Here is a 20886-nt window from a genome sequence, read left to right as displayed (position 1 = left end):
TTGATTACTATATATTTGAATATTGATTGTTAGTTATCTTTAAAAAGAAAAGATATTTTTCAGTACTTTAATTCTTAGCTATTTGGCTAAAGCCTCTTTCTCCATTTCCTGTAACCAAGTAGAATTATCACTACTAAAAGGCGATATGGCACGAAGGCGGCCAATTGTATCCGGTAAAATTTCTATCACCCGATCAATTTCACTTTTAGTTGTATATCGGGAAAGACTAAAGCGAATAGATCCATGAAGTACACTGTAGGGTACTTTCATTGCTCTTAATACATGAGAAGGCTCTAAAGAACCTGAAGTACATGCTGATCCAGAAGAAGCGCAAATACCATACTTATTAATAGATAAAAGTATTGCTTCCCCTTCTATGTATTTAAAACCTATATTTGTTGTATTTGGTAATCTATTTGTCTTGTTACCGTTAACAACAGTATCAGGAATTAAATTTAAGATACTATCTTCTAGATAATCTCTTAGCTCTTGTTCAAGGTGTATATGAGGTAAGTTTAACTGGGCTAGTTCTGCTGCTTTACCTAAAGCAGCTATTCCAGATACATTTTCTGTCCCACCTCGACGTCCCCGCTCTTGATGTCCACCGATTATAAGAGGACGAAAGCGTACACCTTTACGAACATATAGAGCACCTATCCCTTTAGGAGCATGAATTTTATGACCAGATATGGTCAACATATCGATGGTACTTGTCTTCATGTTTAAAGGTATTTTTCCTACTGCTTGTACTGCGTCTACATGAAACAAAGCACCATACTCTTTAACCATTTGACCTATTTCTTCAATAGGGAAGATAACACCAGTTTCATTATTAGCATACATAACTGACACTAATGCAGTATTACCAGTCAAGGACGTTTTCAATTCATTCAAATCAAGCTGACCTTGCTGATCAACAGATAGATATGTTACTTGATAGCCTTGTCTTTCAAGTTGTTTACAATGGCTTAAAATAGCTGGATGCTCTACTTCAGTTGTAATAATGTGACGCTTATTTTTCTGAGCTATTAATGCTGCATTGATAGCTGCATTATCTCCTTCAGTACCGCAACTTGTGAAAATGATTTCGGATGGTTCAGCACCTAATAAAGATGCAACCTGCTCTCTTCCTGTACGGACGGCTTTTCCAACCTGACCTCCGAAAGAGTGCATACTAGATGGATTACCATAATAAAAATTTAGGTAAGGCATCATTTCTGTGAGTACTTCACTGTCTATTTGCGTAGTTGCATTATTATCTAAATATATACAGTCTTTCATTATTTGCCTACCATATATTTAACAAAATCAAATAGTTATTATTTATGTTTGGGCCGCCGGTTTTTATTATCTTTAGAGAAATCTAACAATATAAAAAGCTTTAAAATTTGTTAGACCTCTAAAGAATTTCACAGCTACCTTCAAAATCGTTAAGATGCATTATCTACAAGGTAAATGATACTTTTTACTTTATAGAAACTGCCGTTATTATGCTGTGTTAGTAAAAGATATAATTACAAACATAATTTGAAGCCATCTTTTAGTATTAAGTATCTAGATTAGGAAAAGAACAATTATAATCCTTGGAAAATCCAGTACATGGTGGAATAGAATAATTGTTAACACAACTCCTGCACTTACTATCCATCGAAGCTGATGACGTCTCAGAAGAAGACTTGGCAGATGTTAAGTAACTCAACTTGAGACAATACTCTGAAACGTTGCTCATCTTTTAAGCTCCTACGGTTTGCTTTTGCATATACTCTTTATAAAAATTGATGGCGACATTATCAATAATGTCATATGCCTCATAAGGTTCTAATCCAGCATTCCTGAGTGCTTCCTGAGGACAGAGACCAATTTTAGAAGCTAAAACTCCTTTACAGTCAGAGATAGACTTAATAATACTGTCTAGGCTTGTTTCTTCACCATAGCCAGATTGGCAGTAGTGATCAACTTTACGGTGAGCGATAAATTTTACATCAGTGCCATTTACTTCAAAAATTTGAAATTCTGTAGCATGACCGAAATGCTGGTTAACTAGTCGGTTACCCTTGGTTGCCACTGCTACTAAAATTGAAGGCGTAGATGTATCTGATGTAATTTGAGTATTTTGCTCTTCCTTAACTGTATTTACTTCGGCTGTAAACTTTTCGATACTTGCATGAACATCTTGCCTCTGTTTTGAGTCATATTCAGGCTTCATATCTAGAATTTTATCTTTAGTAAATTCTTGAGAACGATCTTCTCCTAGTAAACCTACAGCGTCAGCACGACATTGACGACAATGGCGCATCATTTTCATATTGCCTGAACATTTGTCTTGAAGAGTTTTTAATTCTTTCGGAGTAGGACCTCTTTGACCAGTTAATCCAAAGTGAGTACCATGTTCAGGAGCTGAGATGAGAGGCATTATATTATGGAGAAATGCTCCTTTAGACTGGATGACCCTATTTACCTCCACAAGGTGCTCATCATTTATGCCAGGTATCATTACTGAATTGACTTTACAGAGAATATCTGCTTCTCTGAGAGCGTCAAGGGATTCCATTTGCTTCTCATGAAGAATTTTGACACCCTCTATACCTTTATAGCGCTTGCGGTTATAGCGGACCCAGGGATAAATTTTAGCCCCAATTTCAGGGTCAACCATATTGATTGTTAATGTAACATGGTCAATGTTGAGTTCTTTGATGCGGTCTATATATTCAGGAAGCATAAGACCGTTACTTGATAAACAAAGCTTAATATCTGGAGCTTTGTCCGCGACTAATTCAAATGTGCGAAATGTTTGCTTGGGGTTGGCAAGTGGATCTCCAGGACCTGCAATTCCCAGAACCGTCATCTGCGGTATTTTACCGCCAACCACTAAAGCTTTATGAGCTGCTTCTTCTGGAGTTAAAACCTCACTAACAACACCTGGACGACTTTCATTAGCACAATCATACTTACGATTACAATAATTGCATTGGATGTTGCAAGCAGGGGCAACAGCAACATGCATCCTCGCATAGTGATGATGAGCATCTTCGCTATAACATGGGTGCTTAGCGATGCGTTCCTGAATACTAGCGTCTAATTGTGGCTTGTCTCCTGTTGAAGGACAAGAGCCGCTTTTCTTGGCTTCAGGGGTAGATAACGTTTCTGTAAAATCCGTCTTGTTGGCTATAGATGCGTTATTATTAATCAAACCAGTAGTTTGTAGCATTTAATTCCGTGGAGTTAAAGGGTGACAAGGCAGTAGGAGATGATAAAAATGGTTTTTTAAGAGAAAACCGTCTAAAAACTTTGTGAATTAGTAATTAATTACAATTGGGTTATGGATTTTGTGTTTCCGGCGTTATAAACATTTATATCATTCATCAATGATGTGTGAGGTTACTTCGGGGAAATAGGAATTCATTACTATACTTAGAATGCACTCATATCTGCAAAACCTCTTCAAACAAGGCTTTAAAAAGATTTTTTTTTTGTAAAGAGCAGGGTACATGTATTTTTTGAGAATAGCCTGAGTATTTTTATTAATAGATTCATGTATTTTTATACTCATTATTTAGTTTTTTAAGGTTCAAATTTAATTAAATCATCGTCTTCATTGTCAGAACTTTTATTTTCTGCTCAATATCTAATTGGTTAGATTGATTAATCAAAAATAGGGTTGTGAAGTTATCGATATGTTAAATACTTTTAATTTAAAAATGAAGAATTAGTTATTATGAGTTACTCGTTAAGTTCTATGTAAATCAGATTAACAACCAAAATAGTTAAGGTACTCAAATACTTATTGGAATATTATTAAACAATTTTTGTTAAATCACACGTAAAGAGTTTATCTGGGCTTAAATTTAAAAATGTATATTATCCGGAGCACTTGAAAAAAAATTTTGACTACAAAGTTTTATTACTAACTATTCATTGTTTATTGTCAATATACTTTGAGAATCAATAATAAATAGCTTAAAAACTTATACTCTTAAAACTTTATTAGATATAGACTTAATAAATGAGAAAATAAAGATATATCTTATACAAGAGAATCTTGGTTCTCGTTGTATGATTTAAAAATACTTTTTAGTTATAAAGCCTTCGTTTAGCTGTTTTAATAGTTAAGTCAAATAATTATTTTCATAGTCTGCGATCGCTTCATAACTTACAAGGTTTTTGATGGCTAATAGCTATCTATTGATGTTAAATAATAGCTTCTTGCAAATTAGTATTAGAATTGAAATATGGTAACTATGATATTTTACTTAACAGCTTATGTGCTGAGTAAACTTAAAGTTTTTATAGTAGTATTTAGTAACTATTTATCTTTAAGTAATTTGGCTTGAAGAAATGATTTATTATTTTAATCTTAAATATATTTGTTTCTTTTCTAGTTGCTGTCAGAATATTAATAACTTAACTTCTAGTACTGTTATGCAAAAACAATTAATATCTGAAGAGTTTAGAGAATTTCTACAACAAGAAATTGCTCTTTCTTCAAAAGATTTATCTGTTGTCTTTAATAACCAATGTCAGCCAAGCGATCCAATTCCTATGCTTTTGTGGCAATATGGCTTAATTTCGTCTAATCAATTACAACTGATTTGGGATTGGTTAGATGCCCAAGTTCGTCTTCAATCACCCTAATAAAACGGTTTGTCTAGGAATCTTGAATATTAAATGCATGAGTAATGTTTATATCAATGATACGACTTTAAGAGATGGTGAACAAGCAGCAGGAATAGTTTTCAATGCTGCCGAGAAAGTTGCAATTGCATCTCTTATGGATATTATTGGTATTCCTGAACTAGAGGTTGGAATTCCTGCAATGGGAGGTAGTGAAGCCGAAGCTATTACCGGTATTGTTAATAGTGGATTAAAAGCTTCCCTTCTCGGTTGGAATCGTGCAGTAATTTCAGATATTAATGCTTCTATAGCCTGTGGCTTAAAGAGAGTTCATATAGCTGTTCCTATATCTGATATACAAATTAAGGCAAAATTCAAAGGAAAAACTGCAGTTGTTTGGGAGAGACTTAAAAGCACTCTTAATTTTGCTTTAGATAAAGGACTTTTTGTTTCTGTTGGTGCAGAAGATGCTTCACGTGCAGATGAGTCATTTTTAATAGAGTTTGCCCAATACGCCCAAGATCTAGGAGCTTCTAGGTTTCGTTTCTGTGATACGGTAGGGATTCTGAGTCCTTTAACTACTACTCAAAAAGTAAAAAAACTAGTTAAACATCTTACTATTCCTATCGAGATGCACACCCATAATGATTTTGGTTTAGCTACTGCTAATGCTTTAGCCGGCATACAAGCAGGAGCGACATCAGTAAACACTACAGTTAATGGATTAGGAGAACGAGCTGGTAATGCAGCCCTTGAAGAAATTGTAATGGCTCTCAAGCAGCTATATAAAGTTAATTTATCAATAAACACTTCCCGTTTAAGAGAATTATCTCAATTAATTATTCAAGCTTCTGGCGTAAAGCTTCCGCCCTGGAAAGCAATTGTTGGAGATAATATTTTTGCTCATGAGTCAGGTATTCATGCTCATGGAGTTTTAAAAGATCCTCAAACATATGAACCTTTTGCACCAGAAGAAATAGGTTGGGAACGTCGTTTGGTAGTTGGCAAACATTCGGGACGGAGTTTATTAATAAATTTATTAAGCCAACATGGTATTAATCTAGATTATGAAGAATCTCAAAAAATATTAGATTCTGTTCGTCATTTATCTGTTCAAATGAAACGAAATCTAACAACTGAAGAATTACTTGATTTAGTAACAAATAGGAGAATATCTCATGGGATTGTATAATCCAGGTGAAATCGAACTTAATGATCCTCCAGTTTTTGAAATAGAGCAAAAAGTCCGTCTTCGAAAAATGATTCGTAATGATGGAACCTTTCCTGGTAAAGAAGTAGGAGAGAGTCTAGCTAAAAAAGGGGATACGGGATATATTGTTAGTATTGGTACTTATCTCCAAAGCTATTACATATATGCTGTTCATTTTTTGGAAAGTGGTTATGTTGTAGGCTGCCGTTATAATGAGATAGTCGCTGCTGATGATGTTTTCTTCGATGATGCTGATGATGAAGAAAATGCAGAAAATTAATTTCTACAAAACTGCTTTTGCAGTAGTTTTGATGAATAGCTAATTATTTAGCCATACAGTATTAATTATTTACCTAATTGGAGTAGTTTTATGAAGGTCATTTTAAGTAATAATGGTACGAAATTTTCTATTTATGTACCCAAAAAAGATTTAGAGGAAGATGTTGTTGCGCAAAGTGTTGAGGGTAGTGGAAAAATTTTGACGATAGCAAATGGTTGGAGACTACAGATTGAAAACCTTAATGATGAAACACATTTGCCTCAAACTTTTGATGCAAAACGTTTACCAGATGAATAGGATAATCATACTTTATCTTTTTAGTGATTATGCGTAAGGCTATAAGAACTTAATTAAGTTCTTATAGCCTTACGCATAATCACTAAAATAACCTAGTTCAAAAGATTATTGAGAAATTAATTAAAACACACTGTACCACTTATTCTATGGCTCAAGTTCTATTTTACGAAAAACCAGGATGTCGCAATAATAAAAAACAAAAAGATTTCCTTATTGCTGCAGGTCACAAATTAGACATCAAGAATATTTTAACTGAATCTTGGACAATAGATAAGTTATATTTATTTCTTAAAGATTTTCCCATAACTTCTTGGTTTAACTATAGTGCACCAAGAGTAAAATCGAAGGAAATTATACCTGAAAATTTTATGAACTCTGATAAAAACGATGTTTTAGAACTTATGATAGCAGATCCTCTGTTAATTCGTCGTCCTTTACTTCAAGTTGATCAAACTTATAAAATAGGTTTTGAGTACAATATTATTGATACTTGGATTGGATTAAATCCTGTAAATTTCTCTTCTGAAGATTTAGAAACTTGCCCTCGTATTCATGAAAAAGAATAATATTTGTGATATTTTATTTTTCATAGAAAAGTAAATTCAACAAAAATTAAAGATGTACAGATAATAATTCTTCAGCCTAACTATTAATTTAGTATCAATAATATTAGAAAATATTTTTTAATATTTCCATATGGCTTCAATTTTCCTGTTAAACATTTTTCAAAATTTAACAGTTAACTCTTGAAAAACTCAAATGAAAAATAATAAAATTGAATGACATATTATAGTTATATAATTCTCTAATGAGGAGCATAGCTATTTAGCTATACTTCCTCTTCATTTCCATGAACTATTCAGCTTCTCCTCCTTGAATTTTGAGTATAACAAATCCCCAAGCTAAGCCAAAGAGAACTAAACCTGCTATTAAAACTGGACCGTTAAACATCATACTTTCAGCTGTCATAAATATTCTCCCAATAGAAGGAACATACATATAAAATTATTGACGAATTTAGCTCATATTTAAGATTACCTAATATACGATATAAATAGGCTTATTAATCTTAAGCAAAATTAATTCGTTAATACGTATTGTAAAACATGAAGGCAAAATAACAAGATGCAATCTGCTAACCTTTTTTCTGACAAACGTCCAAAATTAGCTCTAACACTTGGAGATCCAGCTGGTATTGGACCAGAAATTATTCTTAAAGTGTTAACAGATCCTATGATTTCCCAATCTTGTGAGTTAACTGTTGTTGGGACAAAATCGATATTGCTGCAAAATTATCAACAGTTACCAATAAAAAAAGAAAAGTTAGCTAATCCTGAGACACTTTCAATCCTTGATATTCCAATAAAACCTACTATTCAGTCCCAAATTATTCCAGGCTATATTAACGCAATTAGTGGAAAAACGAGTTTTGATTATTTAAACACAGCAATTACCGAAACTCTCAGAGGAAACTTTCAAGGAATAATTACAGCTCCTATTTCAAAATCATCTTGGAAAGTAGCTGGATTTGATTATCCTGGACAAACTGAAGTTTTAGCAGAAAGATCAAGAGTTGATCAATTCGGTATGTTATTCGTAGCTAAATCTCCTTATACTGGATGGACTATGAGAACATTATTGGCTACTACGCATATTCCTTTAAACAAAGTTTCACAAACTTTAACCCCTAAGCTAATGTCCATAAAATTAAACTTATTAATTAATTATCTTGAGAATAATTTTTCTATTAAAAATCCAAAAATTATTATTGGAGGATTAAATCCTCATAGTGGAGAAAATGGACAATTGGGAACAGAAGAAAAAGATTGGTTATTACCTTGGTTAAAGAAAGAAAGAATAAATTATCCTAATGTTGAGTTAGTTGGTTTAGTTCCTCCTGATACGATGTGGATACAACCTGTAAAGGCTTGGTTCGGAAATTTGTTAAATTCAGAAAAAACTAACAATCTAATTAATAATCAAAATACTGATAGATTAGCAGATGCTTACTTATCCTTGTATCATGATCAAGGATTAATACCTATGAAATTAATGGCTTTTGAACAAGCTGTCAATAATACTATTGGATTACCTTTCATTCGTACCTCACCTGATCATGGAACTGCTTTTGATATTGCTGGAAAAGGTATTGCTACAGCAACTAGTTTAAAAGAAGCTATTTCCCTTGCAATTGCGCTAGCCAAGTAAAGCAAATTCTAAATATGTTACGAATTTCGTAGTATTACATTTGCTTCAGTAAGAGAAAACTATATATTTTATAAATTTAGTATCAATATTTTAATCATTTACTTTTAAATATAAAAAATATTAGCCTAACAGTTCCCTAGACTTTTTTTATTTTAGATACTTTCATGTTTCAGTAATTAGTTATAACAATTTCGCTAACACTGCCTCTCTTATGACTTTTAGAATTTATCATTCTTAAAGCCGAAAATCTACTAATATAAAATTCTTTATACAATTCATCAAAAAAATCATCATCTGTATAGTTTTTTAGGATCTGAGTTGCTTAGCATTTGCAATGCTTGTAATTTCGATGCTTTTATGAATACTTGTTGTAACCTCTGTTGTTCTCTATCATCAAATTTTAATGAAGTATAAGCCCTGAAGTTACTTTTATTCTTAATAGGACGATAAGGTGGATCATAATAAATAAAAGTAGATTCATTAGCATATTTAAGAACTTCAGAAAAATCTCTATACTTAATTTCCGCAATTTCAAATGCTTTACTAACAGCAATCAAATTTTTTTCGCAAAAAATTTTAGGATTTTTATAATTACCTATTGGGACATTAAATTTTCCTTGGCGATTAACTCTGTATAAGCCATTAAAACATGTCTTATTGAGGAACATCGTATAGCAAGCTCTCTCCATCCATTCTGAACTATAGAAATTAGAGTCAATTTGCTTGTCAAAGGTATTGTATAGTTTCCTAATGTTGTAATAGAACTCGCTTCTTTCACTCAGAGATAAACTTAAATACTTATCTTCTAGTTCATACAATTTATTTATTAACTTATAAACATCATGTTGTATGGTTTTATACAGTATGATTAATTCTATATTTTTATCAAAAAGATAAGCCTTTTTAATTTCGTAAGAAAAACAAATGTCAAAAAAAACTGCAGCACCACCACAAAAAGGCTCTAGATAAGTTTTTATCAATCCTTTCTTTAATTCTTTGGGGTATTTATCCTTTAATTTGCTTAATAATTGTCTTTTACCACCAGCCCACTTTACAATAGGAGTAGGCTTAAAAGTCCATTTATTATTTAAATTTGACTCTAACATAAAAATTTTTATTTTCTATAATGTCTAAAAACATTAATCATTTGAAAGTAGTTAATTAATATTGGGCAAATTTAAAATAGCTATGTAATTTTTTTTGATATGCTTTTCAGCAGTTGATTCTATCATTAAAATTTATTTTAAGAATCAATGAAGATTAGATTGAGCATAATTTGAATAGTATAAATCTAAGAAAATGCTTCGACTAAATTTAAACCACAGACCTTGCTATAAAAATATACACAAAGATCTATTAAGTGTAGCAAAAACAAAAGAAGAATTAAACTATACACAAGCAAAACATACTTTAAAAAACCTTGTTGATTATTTTTCTGTATCAAAGCAAGATGTACAAAGACCAGAAACAGAATTAAGATTCTTAAAACAGGCATTATTAAAATTAGAAAAAAACATTGTACAAATTGCTATTTTTGGTATGGTAGGAAAAGGTAAATCATCTATTCTTAACAGCTTGCTAGGGAAGGAAGCTTTTAAGACAGGAGCTCTTCATGGAATTACTAAAACTATTGCAACTGCTAATTGGAAGTTATTAAAAAATAAGGACTCAATATACTTATCAGGATCTAAATATCATAGAATTCAGCTAATTGACACTCCTGGTTTAGATGAAATAAACGGTAAAAATAGAGAGACTATATCTTACAAAGTTGCTGAAAAAGCTGACTTGATACTGTTTGCCATAACAGAGGACATGGTTAAAAAAGAATTTGATGCTTTATACACATTACAAGAGTTAGGAAAGCCAGTTATTATAGTTTTTAATAAAATAGATCAATATTCAGAATTAGACCGTTTAGAAATTTATCAAAAAATATGTCACGAACGTATTGGAGAAATGTTTGTTTATAATGAAATCACAACAGTTGCAGCATCTCCACTTGTTTCAAAATTAGTGAAAAACAAACAAGGTTGTTGGAAGATTAAGTATCTTAAAGGTAAACCACAAATTGAACAATTAAAATTAAAAATACTAGATTTGTTAAATAGGGAAGGGCAATCCTTAATAGCTTTTAATTCTATGTTATTAGCAGATAAAATTAATGAACAGGCTATGCTACATAAGTTTAAAACTTATAATGAGCAAGCGAATCACATCATTCAAAAAGCTGCAATACTGAAATTTATAGTTATTGGTTCTAGTCCTATAATTATTTTGGATTTAGTACTAGGATCTCTTGTTGATATGCTCATGATATTAACTTTATCTGATTTGTATAATGTTTCAATAACTCAAAAAGGAAGAATTTCTCTAATTAAAAAGCTCATTATTAGCATGATTAGTATTAGTATTAGCGAATTCTTCATATCATTTGGATTAAATTTTTTAAAAGATACTTCTAACGAAACAGTTTTTTACTTATTTGATAATTCTATATTTTTTCATTTGCTTACTAGAATTTTCCAAGGTGTTATTGCAAGTATTACTTGTTATATGATAGGAAAAGTTACAAAGAGGTATTTAATTAGCGGTGCTATATGGGGACCTGAAGGACCTAAAAAAGTAATAAAAGATATTTTAGAATCTTTAACTCCAAAATCAGTTTTTCAAAATATTCAATGGACGTTAAGAAGTAAATTAAAGTATATAGAATAAAAAGGTTAAAGTAACTTTTTTGTTACAGCTTATAACTTTTTTAATACCCACTACATATAATGAATATTCTTAGAGGTATTTCACTATTATTAGAATTTTAAATGTAATATAACTATCTCTTACTTAAAAAAATAAATGATTTAGCATATAAAATTTTAAGTTACCTGAGTATTTATAAATAATTCACGTAAGCAAAAAACTTAATTTTAATTTTAAACTATTGAATTTTAACGATCTTTAGCTAGATTTAGTCTTAAATGGTATCATACGGCAATACCTGCTATTTAAGTTACTTAATAGTATGAAATTGAAAAAATATTCATTGAGTAAGTTTTACAAAACTTTTATTATATTTCTCATTACCATAACAATATTCATTAGTTTAACTAAAATAGTTATTTCAGGTAGATTGAATACTACGGATCTAACTTTAGTAGAGTGGATTCATTTTTATCAACATCCTATCTTAACGAGAATAGCTAAAATTTTTTATTTTCTAGGAGAATCGGAGGTTGCAGCTCTTGTTGTTATCTTAGGCCTAGGATTTTTATGTTGGAAATTTTACTGGAAAGAGGCTCAGGTATTAGCCATATCAACTATGGGGATTTTATTAGTGATTGATAAGATCTTAAAACCATGGTTTGGTCGTATTCGTCCAATTCCAGGGCTTATTGATGTTCATGGGAAAAGTTATCCAAGTGGGCACATATCTGGAAATTTAATGCTATATTTATATTTCTCTTATTTAATGGGTTTTTATTTTCCAAAATGGAAAACTTTTTTCTATACTATTTCTATTCTTTTTGTTACGACGATAGGATGGTCAAGTATTTATTTAAATATCCATTGGTATACAGATTTACTAGCAGGTATTGTTGTTGCTTTTATGGGTTTTTTATTCTGCATTACTTTATTAAAATTCATTAATAATAAATATCTTGATTTTTAATATGGAAAAATAAATTTAATAAATAAAATTATCAATGTTTGAAAATAGAATTATCGATGCTTGGAAAAAGGATAAAAAAACACTATGGTTATTTTCAGTTTTATGGTTGTTTTTAATTAGTTTTATTGCTTTTTTCTCAAAGCTGGGAAGCATAGGTTTATTAGATAAGACAGAACCAATGTTCGCGGAAGCTGCCCGTCAAATGGTAATCACAGGAGACTGGATCACACCATATTGGAATCAAGAGGTACGTTTTGATAAACCGCCTCTAACTTATTGGCTTATTGGCTTATCGTTCAAAATATTTGGAATTAATGAGTGGGGAGCTAGAATTCCTTCAGCATTAGCAGCAATCTTAGTAATAGTATTAGTTTTTTATACTTTGAAAAATTTTGCTTATCCAAAAAGTTCATGGCTTGCTGCCTGGATTGGTTCAGGAATCATTGCGTTGAATCCTTTTTGGATTGCCTGGGGAAGAACAAGTGTCTCTGATATCTTTCTATCAAGTAGCATATCTATATCTTTATTTTCTTTTTTTTTGGGTTATGCACAATCGGAGAATTCTCCTGTTTTCTTAGGACTATCAACTAAAAAGTGGTGGTATCTTGGATACTGGGTTTTTATGTCTTTGGGTATCCTTGCAAAAGGTCCTGTTGCTTTAGTTTTACCTGGTATTATTGTTGTTGTTTTTCTAATATATGTAAAGCAACTTGTTCAAGTTATTAAAGAAATTCCCTGGGTATATGGATTGTTATCTTTTATGATAATTTCCATTCCTTGGTTTATTATGATTACCACGGCTCATGGACAAGAGTATATTAATACTTTCTTTGGGCTACATAATATTCAGCGTTTCACAACTGTAGTCAGTCGTCATCCTGGGCCTTGGTATTACTATATAGTTGTCATTACTGTGGGATTACTACCTTGGTCAGCTTATCTGCCTCTTGCATTAACCGAACTAAAGTTCTGGAAACGATATGAAGTAGTACACTCTTCTCGTAGTAGTCAGCTAGGAATATTTTGCCTATGCTGGGTTTCTGTAATTTTTTTATTTTTTTCTGCTTCTGCAACAAAATTAATAAGTTATATTTTACCTTCTATACCTGCTTTAGCGGTTATAGTAACATTGTTTTGGAATAAACGAATTAACAATAATAAACCATGTTTAAGAATATGGCCTTTTGTATTCTTAATAAGCTGTATTGCCAATATTGGTATTCTGAGCGGATTTGCTCTAGCTTCTTTTTATAGTCATCATTTGATCAGTAATCATTCCATAGCTATGGCTCCAGAATTAGAAAAACTTTTACTAGAATCCCATTTACTAATAAGAGGAGGAATAATTTGGTCGTTTGCTGTTCTTTTCTCTTTATTTTTGATATGGATGCGTAATTATCGCTCTTGGTTATGGGTTGCTAACTTATTAGGATTCTTAGGATTTTTTTCTTGGGTTTGCTTACCTGCTGCACAAATTATTGATAGCCAGAGACATCTTCCCTTAAGAGAAATTTCTAATCTTATAAAAATTGAGAAAGAGCCAAATGAAAGAGTAGTTTTTTTAGGTTTTATGCGTCCAAGTTTAGTATTCTATACACAAAACGTTGTTGATTCAATAACAGAGTCCGATATTGAGAATGGATTTGCTGCTAAATACTTTGAGCAAATAAATAGCCAGGAAAGTATATTAATAGTTAGCGAAAAAAAATATTTAGATAAATTAGATTTAAAAAAATCAGAATACACACTAATTCAACAAGAAAGTATATACAAGTTAATCAGGATTAGAAAACAAACAATGGCTAATAAATTCAATCAAACTTTATAGATTTGTAATGAATAAGTCAAATCTATAAAAAAATAGGATATAAATTTTAAAGTTTTATCTGTTGTATTAAATATTAATTTAATAATCTTATAAGTTTTTACAAAGCCATATGAAACCTCAATTCTGTTCTATGGCTGGCATGAATTACATAAATATAAAGGTAGAAAAACCTGTTAATATTTTGAGGCTCAATAACAGTGAAAAAACGAGTACAAAAAATCTTGTCTCAATTGGGAATTGCTTCTAGACGTCATGCAGAAATATTAATATTAGAAAAAAGATTGAAATTAAATGGGCAAATCGTATTATTAGGAGATAAGGCAGATCCAAATCATGATCTTTTAGAATTAGATGGAAAAATAATTAAATCTCACAAAAAGACACAATTATTTTACATATTAGTGAATAAACCTGTTGGAATAATTTGTTCTTGTAAAGATTCTCAAAACCGTTCTATCGTAATGGACTTATTGCCTAGTAATTTACGAAAAGGAATGGGAATACATCCTGTTGGAAGACTTGACATGAATTCTTCAGGAGCTTTATTGCTAACAAATGATGGGAACTTAACTTTAAGATTAACCCACCCACGATATCATTTACCTAAAATCTATGAAGTTTTGGTACGAGGAAACTTCACACAGGCAATATTAAAAGATTGGCGCCAAGGTGTTGTTTTAGATGGGAAAAAAACATTACCTGCTTATCTAGAAGTTATTAATAATAATAGACAATATACAAATCTAAAAATTATCTTAACAGAAGGTAAAAATAGACATATTCGCCGTATTGCCCAGAAGTTTGAATTAGATGTTATTAAATTACATCGTACTGCTATTGGACCTATATCTTTGTCAACTTCTAAAGTCGATAATGTAAAGCTTGGTCATTATCGTTTATTAAGTTCTTCAGAAATTAATACATTGAAGTACTTAACGAAATTATTTAATAATGATATGTAGAAAATTAATATTATTATTGAAACAAATACTGTTAGGTTACTTTTAGTAGTATTTGAATATTAGATTACTAAACTATTAGACAAGCTAGAAGAAAAACACTGACTTATAAATTTATCTTAACTAGAGAATTTTTTTATATTAGGTATGGTTTATTTTATTTAAAAATAATTGACAAGCTAATAAAATAAGCCCAAAAGATATAAAGAAACACATAAAAGTTGCTAATGAAGCAACACCCATAACCAAAGTTTTTACTAAACTTCCCAATTTTATAATTAGAAGATTGGAAGAAATTATGGGCTTAGCATTAAAAGAATGAATAATAGAACTAGTTAACATATAGAGTCCATAGCCTAGTATTCCTGCTAGAAATGATCCAATAAGACAGCTAAAAGGATTCGTTTCTTGTGAGGAAGATTCTTTTAAAGGATTATTCATAAAAAATGTTAAATCAATAAAAATTAATACTGCATTGCCCAATATTTACCATATCAAAAATCATATATGAATGATAGTTATAAACTATAAAATATACATAAATTAAACTAAAGCTAAATATTTAGCGTTAGAAGATGTTAAATTTTTCTATGTTTATAAAATAATTTAATATTAGACTTTAGTTTATTATTACAGGATTTTACTTACTATTAATTAATAACTTTAAAAATTGACCTTAATATGTAATTAAGTGATATCTTGATCATATACAAAATTTTTTATAGAAAATGAGTTAAATCTATCAAGTATTAAATCATGTGACTTAAACGAATTGATTAAAATAATAGTTTTTTATATTTAAATTATTATTTTAATTTAGTGTAGTTTCGACCAGTTTTTTGAACAAATTTGATCATTTATAAAAGATGATTGATAATTAGTACCAATCATAAATTTAGTCTTACGATATCATGGATACAAAAGCTTTTAAAAGATCTTTACAACAGTCTATACATTATCATCGCAAAGGTTTTGGGCATGAGGCTGAAGTAATGGGAGTAATGAATACAGAATATCAAAGCTCTCTAATTCAAAAGATTCGCAACAACAACTATAGGTGGCAACAAGGTGATATAACTATTCATTTGGCAGAAGCTTTTGGTTTTTGCTGGGGAGTTGAACGTGCAGTAGCAATGGCTTACGAAACTCGTCAACATTTTGCAGATAAACAAATATGGATTACTAATGAGATTATTCATAATCCTTCGGTCAATCAACGTTTATTAGAAATGAATGTAGGATTTATTAAAATTGTTGGTGAAAATAAAGATTTTTCTGTTGTGAAGCAAGGAGACGTAGTTATATTGCCTGCTTTTGGAGCAAGTGTTACAGAAATGCAATTTTTAAATAGTATAGGATGTACTATTATTGATACAACTTGCCCATGGGTCTCTAAGGTTTGGAATTCAGTTGAAAAACATAAAAAAAGAGACCATACATCTATTATTCATGGAAAATATAAGCATGAAGAAACTGTTGCTACTAGTTCTTTTGCTGGAACTTATCTAGTTGTACTAAACCTCGAAGAAGCAGCATATGTTTGTGACTATATGCTAAATGGAGGAAATAAAAAATTATTTCTAGAGAAATTCCAAAATGCATGTTCAGAGGATTTTGATCCTGACAAAGATTTGATAAAACTAGGCATAGCAAATCAAACAACTATGCTAAAAAGTGAAACGGAACAAATTGGGAAAATGTTTGAAATGACTATATTAAAAAAATATGGTCCAATTGAATTAAATAAACATTTTATGAGCTTCAATACAATTTGTGATGCCACTCAAGAGCGTCAGGATGCCATGTTAAATTTGGTAGAAGAAAATATCTCTTTAATGGTAGTTATTGGTGGTTTTAACTCGTCAAACACTACACATTTGCAGGAAATTGCTATAGAGAAAGGTATCCCTTCATACCATATAGATAGTGAAAAACGTATTCTTCTAGGCAATAGAATTGAACATAAGCCATTAACACAGGATTTGGTAGTTCAAGATAACTGGCTCCCTAATACGCCCTTAGTTATCGGAGTTACTTCTGGAGCTTCAACTCCTGATAAAGTCGTCGAAGCAGTAGTAAAACGAATTTTTCAAGCTAAAAAATGTAAATTTTAATTTATTTTGTCAAAATAGTTAACTACTCCAAGATTTAATTTCTACTAATAATTAAATCTTTTTTATTGTTTAGGTATAGTTGTCTAACATAGATTTATATTCTTCCGCTGAAAGAGTATTTTCTAACTCGTTGTTAAAACTTTCAAATTGTATTTTTAACAACCATCCATTTCCATAGGGATCATCAATTATTTTTTCTGGATTTTCAATAATCGTTTCATTGCGATCTATGATAATCCCTGAAATTGGGGGATAAAGTTCTTCAGCAGCTTTTACTGATTCGATTGAACCAAAACTTTCTCCAGTCTTTACAATATCTCCTATATTAGGCAATTCTAAAAATACTATATCCCCTAATTGTTCGATAGCATAAGAGCTAATTCCGATAACAGCATTTTTCTCATCTAAACGAACATATTCATGAGAATCCAAAAATCTTAAATCTTCAGGAAGCACTAATTCCATAGTATATTTTTAAATTTAATATAATAACTAAGTCTACATTGTCTGATATACAAAATAAATCTTGTTAGATTGTATTACACATATACCATGATTGAAATATCAAGTAAAGTTAAGAACTAGGAATTATTTTTTTATATCAAGGCACAAGAAAGAATTTTTCAGTGAATTACATATTATTATTTATGTATGATTTCTGCTACTATCTGTCCTATTGCTATACCTTCATCATTAGATGGCACTTTCTGATGAAAGAAAGGAACGAAATTTTCTTGTTCTAGCCTAAAGATTGCTCTCTCTGTCAGATATTTGTTTTGAAAACAGCCTCCACTTAACAAGATATTTTTTACTTGAGATATCTTTGCAATATCAACAATAATTTCAGCAAGGGTATTGTGAAATTTTACAGAAATTTTCTCAGAAGATATTTTTTTATTTATATCTTGAATTATTTCTCGTATCATAGATTTCCAATCTATTATGTAAGGATATTTTATTCTTATTATGTTGTAAGTATAGCTATCTTCAGTTTTAAATTTTAAGGTTGCATGTTCTAGCATCATACAACTTTGCCCTTCAAAAGTATTTTCATAACATATTCCTAAAATTGCTGCAACTCCATCAAATAGCCTACCTATACTTGTGGTTAAAAATACATTTATGTCGAGAGATAACATTTGTTGTAATAAAGATAATTCTTGTTTTGAGAACTCTTTAAAAAAAGATAGTTCTAGATTTTTTTCAAGATTTGGTACTTCGTATAATATACCTAACGCGCTGCGCTTTGGATCTTTCATAGCTTTATTCCCCCCGGGAAGCTTAAAAGAGTGAAGACAAGCAATTCTTTTATAAGAATTATCTAAAATTAGTATAAACTCTCCTCCCCAAACTTTATCGTCGTCACCATATCCAGTCCCATCCCAAACAATTCCCAAAACTGGTGGTTTTAATTTATTATCTAACATACAAGAAAGTGCATGGGCATAATGATGCTGAACCTTTCTTAAAGGTAAATTTTGAATTTCAGCGAAATTACTAGATATGTAATCAGGATGTTTATCACATACTATAATTTCTGGCTTAAATTCATATAAAGTTCTAAGATTATTAATCGTATTTTTAAATGATTCAAAAGTTTTTAGTGCACTAAGATCCCCAATATATTGACTTACAAAAATCTGATTATCCTTTAATATAGCCACAGTATTTTTTGCATGACTTCCAACCGCTAAAATACTAGGTTGTACTATAAATTTTTTAGAATTAAAATATAATTGTTTATGTATCGTTAAAGATATAGGAGCATATCCTCTAGCACATCTCATAAAGAATTTTTTCCCTTGTATAATTCTGACCACAGAGTCGTCAATAGGACGAACAATTGGAAAATCATGGGTTAAAAATAAATCAACAATATTTCCTAACTGTTGAACAGCTTCTTTTTCATTAATACATATAGGTTCACTATTAATATTTCCACTAGTTATAATAAGTGGAAAATTTAATTCTTTTAGTAATAAGTAGTGTAAAGAAGTTGAAGCAAGCATAACTCCCAAATACGGATTATTAGGTGCAATGTTACAATTTTGATTATTATTCTTCTTCTTAAGTAAAACGATAGGAGCTTGTGAAGAAATTAACAACTCTTTTTCTAATAAACTAATTTGACAGTCAGTTCTTACAGCTTTTAATGAGGAATACATTAAGGCAAATGGTTTCTTAGGCCGGTTTTTATATTTCCTTAATTTATGAATTGAATTTGTATTCCTGGCATTAACAATTATTTGAAATCCTCCTAATCCCTTAACTGCAACGATCTTTCCAGCCTTAAGATCATTTATACATTGCCTTAAAGCTTCAAGACTATACGATAATACTTTACCCCTATGATTTAGTAGTTTTAATTTGGGGCCACAATAAGGACAAAGATTGATTTGAGAATGAAATCGTTTGCTAAAAGAATTATTGTATTCTTTTTGACAAAATTGACACATGATAAATTTCTTTATGCTTGTCTGAGAACGATCATAAGGTAAACCATGAATAATACTATAGCGTGATCCACAATCAGTACAGTTAGTAAAAGGATATAAATACCGTCTACTTATAGGGTTAGATATTTCCTCTAAACAATCTTGGCATGTAGCCATATCAGGAGGAACCTTAACATTTTTTTTGTCATTAATACTATTATTAATTTTAAAAGTTAAATAACCAAAAGGTTTAAGAATAATAACGCTAACATAGTCAATCTTTGATACTATAGGTTTTTCTTGATGTAGTTTTGACAAAAAACTTTGTAGATTATTATGATTTCCTTCAACTTCAATGATAATACCTGATCCAGAGTTGATAACTACTCCTTTTAAATCTAACTTTGTTGATAATTTATAAATAAACGGTCTAAATCCGACACCTTGAACAATACCTTTAATAATAATATTTAATCTCTTTACCTGGCTCATAATATTATTGGGCTTCATGAGAATTCAATTTAATTGTTAGGTTTATGTAAAGAGGCTTTTGTTAGAATATATCAAGATTATAATGATTGTAAGATATATTTCTATTTCATTGAGCTAAAATCTAGCAAATATTATTGTTAGAGAAAAATTCAATAACTAATAACTAAAAAATATATGACAATTTAGACAGTAGAGGTCTAATATAATTAACTATACTGGAATTATAAATAAATGTTCAAGAAAAATTTTATGTTTAAAATATCTATATTAAGCAGCATAGTTACAATTTTACTACTCGCATCTCCTCAGAAAGCTAAATCTCAATTTCAAGCACCTTTATCACCTACCATAAAAACAGAAACAATTTATTCACAGGAAGTTAGTCCTTTAGAGCTAAAGCAATTTGTAAATGTAATTAAACATTTTCAAAGAATTGAAATGAATATGCAGCATATTATGGCCAAAGCAATGAAAAAGGAAGGTTTAACTCCTGAAAAATTTATGGAAATTAATAAAAACCAGAGACAACTAAACCCCAATATTGATAACTCTTCAGAAGACCTGGATAAATTTAGGAAGGTAGTTGTTAAACTTGAAGAAATAATGAATAATGCAGAGAAAAAAAGACAAAGCACTGTAAAAATGCAAGGATTAGCTTTAGAAAGATTTTTAAAGATTGAAGAAATCGTTGCTAAAAGTAAGAATTTGCAGGAAAAGGTTCAAAAAATGCTGGGTAACTAAATATCTAAGTTTATTATTTTTATTACTTTTATTACTTGTATTTA

Annotated in this window: 19 protein-coding genes; 12 read left to right on the top strand and 7 right to left on the bottom strand. The window is 30.3% G+C overall.

Features of this window, described 5'->3' with window-relative positions; all coding sequences use genetic code 11:
• Window positions 1-78 precede the first annotated feature (78 nt).
• Window positions 79-1281 carry a cysteine desulfurase NifS gene (gene nifS / locus UCYN_RS02880; protein WP_012954000.1) on the bottom strand — a complete coding sequence of 401 codons (1203 nt, stop codon included), beginning with the start codon at window positions 1279-1281 and terminating at the stop codon, window positions 79-81.
• 451 nt (window positions 1282-1732) lie between these two features.
• On the bottom strand, window positions 1733-3208 hold the full coding sequence (gene nifB / locus UCYN_RS02875) for a nitrogenase cofactor biosynthesis protein NifB (protein WP_012953999.1): 1476 nt from the start codon (window positions 3206-3208) through the stop codon (window positions 1733-1735).
• A gap of 1211 nt (window positions 3209-4419) precedes the next feature.
• Here nifB and UCYN_RS02870 point away from each other — a divergent pair.
• From UCYN_RS02870 to UCYN_RS02850, 5 genes are all read left to right on the top strand, one after another.
• Window positions 4420-4632, top strand: coding sequence for a DUF2949 domain-containing protein (locus tag UCYN_RS02870; RefSeq protein WP_012953997.1), 213 nt, complete (start codon window positions 4420-4422; stop codon window positions 4630-4632).
• 37 nt (window positions 4633-4669) lie between these two features.
• A complete protein-coding gene (nifV, locus tag UCYN_RS02865; RefSeq protein WP_012953996.1) occupies window positions 4670-5803 on the top strand; it encodes a homocitrate synthase in 1134 nt (377 codons plus the stop codon).
• The gene (locus UCYN_RS02860; protein ID WP_012953995.1) at window positions 5790-6101 is read left to right on the top strand and encodes a nitrogen fixation protein NifZ; all 312 of its coding nucleotides are present in this window, start codon (window positions 5790-5792) and stop codon (window positions 6099-6101) included. The genes nifV and UCYN_RS02860 overlap by 14 nt, the downstream gene beginning before the upstream one ends.
• A gap of 90 nt (window positions 6102-6191) precedes the next feature.
• Window positions 6192-6398 (top strand): putative nitrogen fixation protein NifT, encoded by a 207-nt coding sequence (gene nifT / locus UCYN_RS02855; RefSeq protein ID WP_012953994.1) that lies wholly within the window; start codon window positions 6192-6194, stop codon window positions 6396-6398.
• A 146-nt stretch (window positions 6399-6544) separates the two neighbouring features.
• Window positions 6545-6964: an ArsC/Spx/MgsR family protein gene (locus UCYN_RS02850; protein WP_012953993.1), complete on the top strand. Its 420-nt coding sequence runs from the start codon at window positions 6545-6547 to the stop codon at window positions 6962-6964.
• 289 nt (window positions 6965-7253) lie between these two features.
• Here UCYN_RS02850 and petM read toward each other — a convergent pair whose 3' ends face one another.
• Window positions 7254-7367: a cytochrome b6-f complex subunit PetM gene (gene petM, locus UCYN_RS02845; RefSeq protein WP_041487841.1), complete on the bottom strand. Its 114-nt coding sequence runs from the start codon at window positions 7365-7367 to the stop codon at window positions 7254-7256.
• A gap of 156 nt (window positions 7368-7523) precedes the next feature.
• On the opposite strand from petM, the gene pdxA reads away from it, so the two are divergent.
• Complete coding sequence (pdxA, locus tag UCYN_RS02840) at window positions 7524-8606, top strand: 4-hydroxythreonine-4-phosphate dehydrogenase PdxA (protein WP_012953991.1); 1083 nt, start codon at window positions 7524-7526, stop codon at window positions 8604-8606.
• Between the two features lie 290 nt (window positions 8607-8896).
• Here the strand turns inward: pdxA and UCYN_RS02835 are convergent, their stop codons facing one another.
• Window positions 8897-9712, bottom strand: a complete 816-nt coding sequence (locus tag UCYN_RS02835) for a DNA adenine methylase (protein WP_012953990.1) — start codon at window positions 9710-9712, stop codon at window positions 8897-8899.
• Between the two features lie 193 nt (window positions 9713-9905).
• Between UCYN_RS02835 and UCYN_RS02830 the strand changes: the two genes are divergently transcribed.
• The 4 genes from UCYN_RS02830 (at window position 9906) to UCYN_RS02815 (ending at window position 15063) form a co-directional block, all read left to right on the top strand.
• Window positions 9906-11324, top strand: a complete 1419-nt coding sequence (locus tag UCYN_RS02830; protein WP_012953989.1) for a GTP-binding protein — start codon at window positions 9906-9908, stop codon at window positions 11322-11324.
• A 409-nt stretch (window positions 11325-11733) separates the two neighbouring features.
• Window positions 11734-12273: a phosphatase PAP2 family protein gene (locus UCYN_RS02825; protein WP_236608137.1), complete on the top strand. Its 540-nt coding sequence runs from the start codon at window positions 11734-11736 to the stop codon at window positions 12271-12273.
• Between the two features lie 34 nt (window positions 12274-12307).
• Complete coding sequence (locus UCYN_RS02820) at window positions 12308-14101, top strand: ArnT family glycosyltransferase (protein ID WP_012953987.1); 1794 nt, start codon at window positions 12308-12310, stop codon at window positions 14099-14101.
• 197 nt (window positions 14102-14298) lie between these two features.
• Window positions 14299-15063 (top strand): pseudouridine synthase, encoded by a 765-nt coding sequence (locus UCYN_RS02815; protein ID WP_012953986.1) that lies wholly within the window; start codon window positions 14299-14301, stop codon window positions 15061-15063.
• 138 nt (window positions 15064-15201) lie between these two features.
• Here UCYN_RS02815 and UCYN_RS02810 read toward each other — a convergent pair whose 3' ends face one another.
• Window positions 15202-15501, bottom strand: coding sequence for a DUF3082 domain-containing protein (locus UCYN_RS02810; protein WP_041487840.1), 300 nt, complete (start codon window positions 15499-15501; stop codon window positions 15202-15204).
• A 470-nt stretch (window positions 15502-15971) separates the two neighbouring features.
• Here UCYN_RS02810 and UCYN_RS02805 point away from each other — a divergent pair, with 470 nt between their 5' ends.
• Window positions 15972-17174: a 4-hydroxy-3-methylbut-2-enyl diphosphate reductase gene (locus tag UCYN_RS02805; RefSeq protein WP_012953984.1), complete on the top strand. Its 1203-nt coding sequence runs from the start codon at window positions 15972-15974 to the stop codon at window positions 17172-17174.
• 69 nt (window positions 17175-17243) lie between these two features.
• On the opposite strand, the gene gcvH is transcribed toward UCYN_RS02805, so the two are convergent.
• Together gcvH and hypF are read right to left on the bottom strand one after the other, a co-directional pair.
• Complete coding sequence (gene gcvH / locus UCYN_RS02800) at window positions 17244-17639, bottom strand: glycine cleavage system protein GcvH (RefSeq protein ID WP_012953983.1); 396 nt, start codon at window positions 17637-17639, stop codon at window positions 17244-17246.
• Window positions 17640-17815: 176 nt separating this feature from the next.
• Window positions 17816-20101: a carbamoyltransferase HypF gene (gene hypF / locus UCYN_RS02795; protein ID WP_012953982.1), complete on the bottom strand. Its 2286-nt coding sequence runs from the start codon at window positions 20099-20101 to the stop codon at window positions 17816-17818.
• Between the two features lie 249 nt (window positions 20102-20350).
• Between hypF and UCYN_RS02790 the strand changes: the two genes are divergently transcribed.
• Window positions 20351-20842, top strand: a complete 492-nt coding sequence (locus UCYN_RS02790; protein WP_041487839.1) for a hypothetical protein — start codon at window positions 20351-20353, stop codon at window positions 20840-20842.
• The last annotated feature ends 44 nt before the right edge of the window (window positions 20843-20886 follow it).

It is taken from the genome of Candidatus Atelocyanobacterium thalassa isolate ALOHA, from assembly GCF_000025125.1.
Lineage (GTDB): Bacteria > Cyanobacteriota > Cyanobacteriia > Cyanobacteriales > Microcystaceae > Atelocyanobacterium > Atelocyanobacterium thalassae.
This window is presented reverse-complemented; position numbering and strand designations above follow the sequence as displayed.

What these genes read in the sequence shown, in the direction of transcription:
- nifS (WP_012954000.1), bottom strand. Translation starts at nt 1,281, where the DNA reads ATGAAAGACTGTATATATTTAGATAATAATGCAACTACGCAAATAGAC.
- nifB (WP_012953999.1), bottom strand. Translation starts at nt 3,208, where the DNA reads ATGCTACAAACTACTGGTTTGATTAATAATAACGCATCTATAGCCAAC.
- UCYN_RS02870 (WP_012953997.1), top strand. Translation starts at nt 4,420, where the DNA reads ATGCAAAAACAATTAATATCTGAAGAGTTTAGAGAATTTCTACAACAA.
- nifV (WP_012953996.1), top strand. Translation starts at nt 4,670, where the DNA reads ATGAGTAATGTTTATATCAATGATACGACTTTAAGAGATGGTGAACAA.
- UCYN_RS02860 (WP_012953995.1), top strand. Translation starts at nt 5,790, where the DNA reads ATGGGATTGTATAATCCAGGTGAAATCGAACTTAATGATCCTCCAGTT.
- nifT (WP_012953994.1), top strand. Translation starts at nt 6,192, where the DNA reads ATGAAGGTCATTTTAAGTAATAATGGTACGAAATTTTCTATTTATGTA.
- UCYN_RS02850 (WP_012953993.1), top strand. Translation starts at nt 6,545, where the DNA reads ATGGCTCAAGTTCTATTTTACGAAAAACCAGGATGTCGCAATAATAAA.
- petM (WP_041487841.1), bottom strand. Translation starts at nt 7,367, where the DNA reads ATGACAGCTGAAAGTATGATGTTTAACGGTCCAGTTTTAATAGCAGGT.
- pdxA (WP_012953991.1), top strand. Translation starts at nt 7,524, where the DNA reads ATGCAATCTGCTAACCTTTTTTCTGACAAACGTCCAAAATTAGCTCTA.
- UCYN_RS02835 (WP_012953990.1), bottom strand. Translation starts at nt 9,712, where the DNA reads ATGTTAGAGTCAAATTTAAATAATAAATGGACTTTTAAGCCTACTCCT.
- UCYN_RS02830 (WP_012953989.1), top strand. Translation starts at nt 9,906, where the DNA reads ATGCTTCGACTAAATTTAAACCACAGACCTTGCTATAAAAATATACAC.
- UCYN_RS02820 (WP_012953987.1), top strand. Translation starts at nt 12,308, where the DNA reads ATGTTTGAAAATAGAATTATCGATGCTTGGAAAAAGGATAAAAAAACA.
- UCYN_RS02810 (WP_041487840.1), bottom strand. Translation starts at nt 15,501, where the DNA reads ATGAATAATCCTTTAAAAGAATCTTCCTCACAAGAAACGAATCCTTTT.
- UCYN_RS02805 (WP_012953984.1), top strand. Translation starts at nt 15,972, where the DNA reads ATGGATACAAAAGCTTTTAAAAGATCTTTACAACAGTCTATACATTAT.
- gcvH (WP_012953983.1), bottom strand. Translation starts at nt 17,639, where the DNA reads ATGGAATTAGTGCTTCCTGAAGATTTAAGATTTTTGGATTCTCATGAA.
- hypF (WP_012953982.1), bottom strand. Translation starts at nt 20,101, where the DNA reads ATGAGCCAGGTAAAGAGATTAAATATTATTATTAAAGGTATTGTTCAA.
- UCYN_RS02790 (WP_041487839.1), top strand. Translation starts at nt 20,351, where the DNA reads ATGTTTAAAATATCTATATTAAGCAGCATAGTTACAATTTTACTACTC.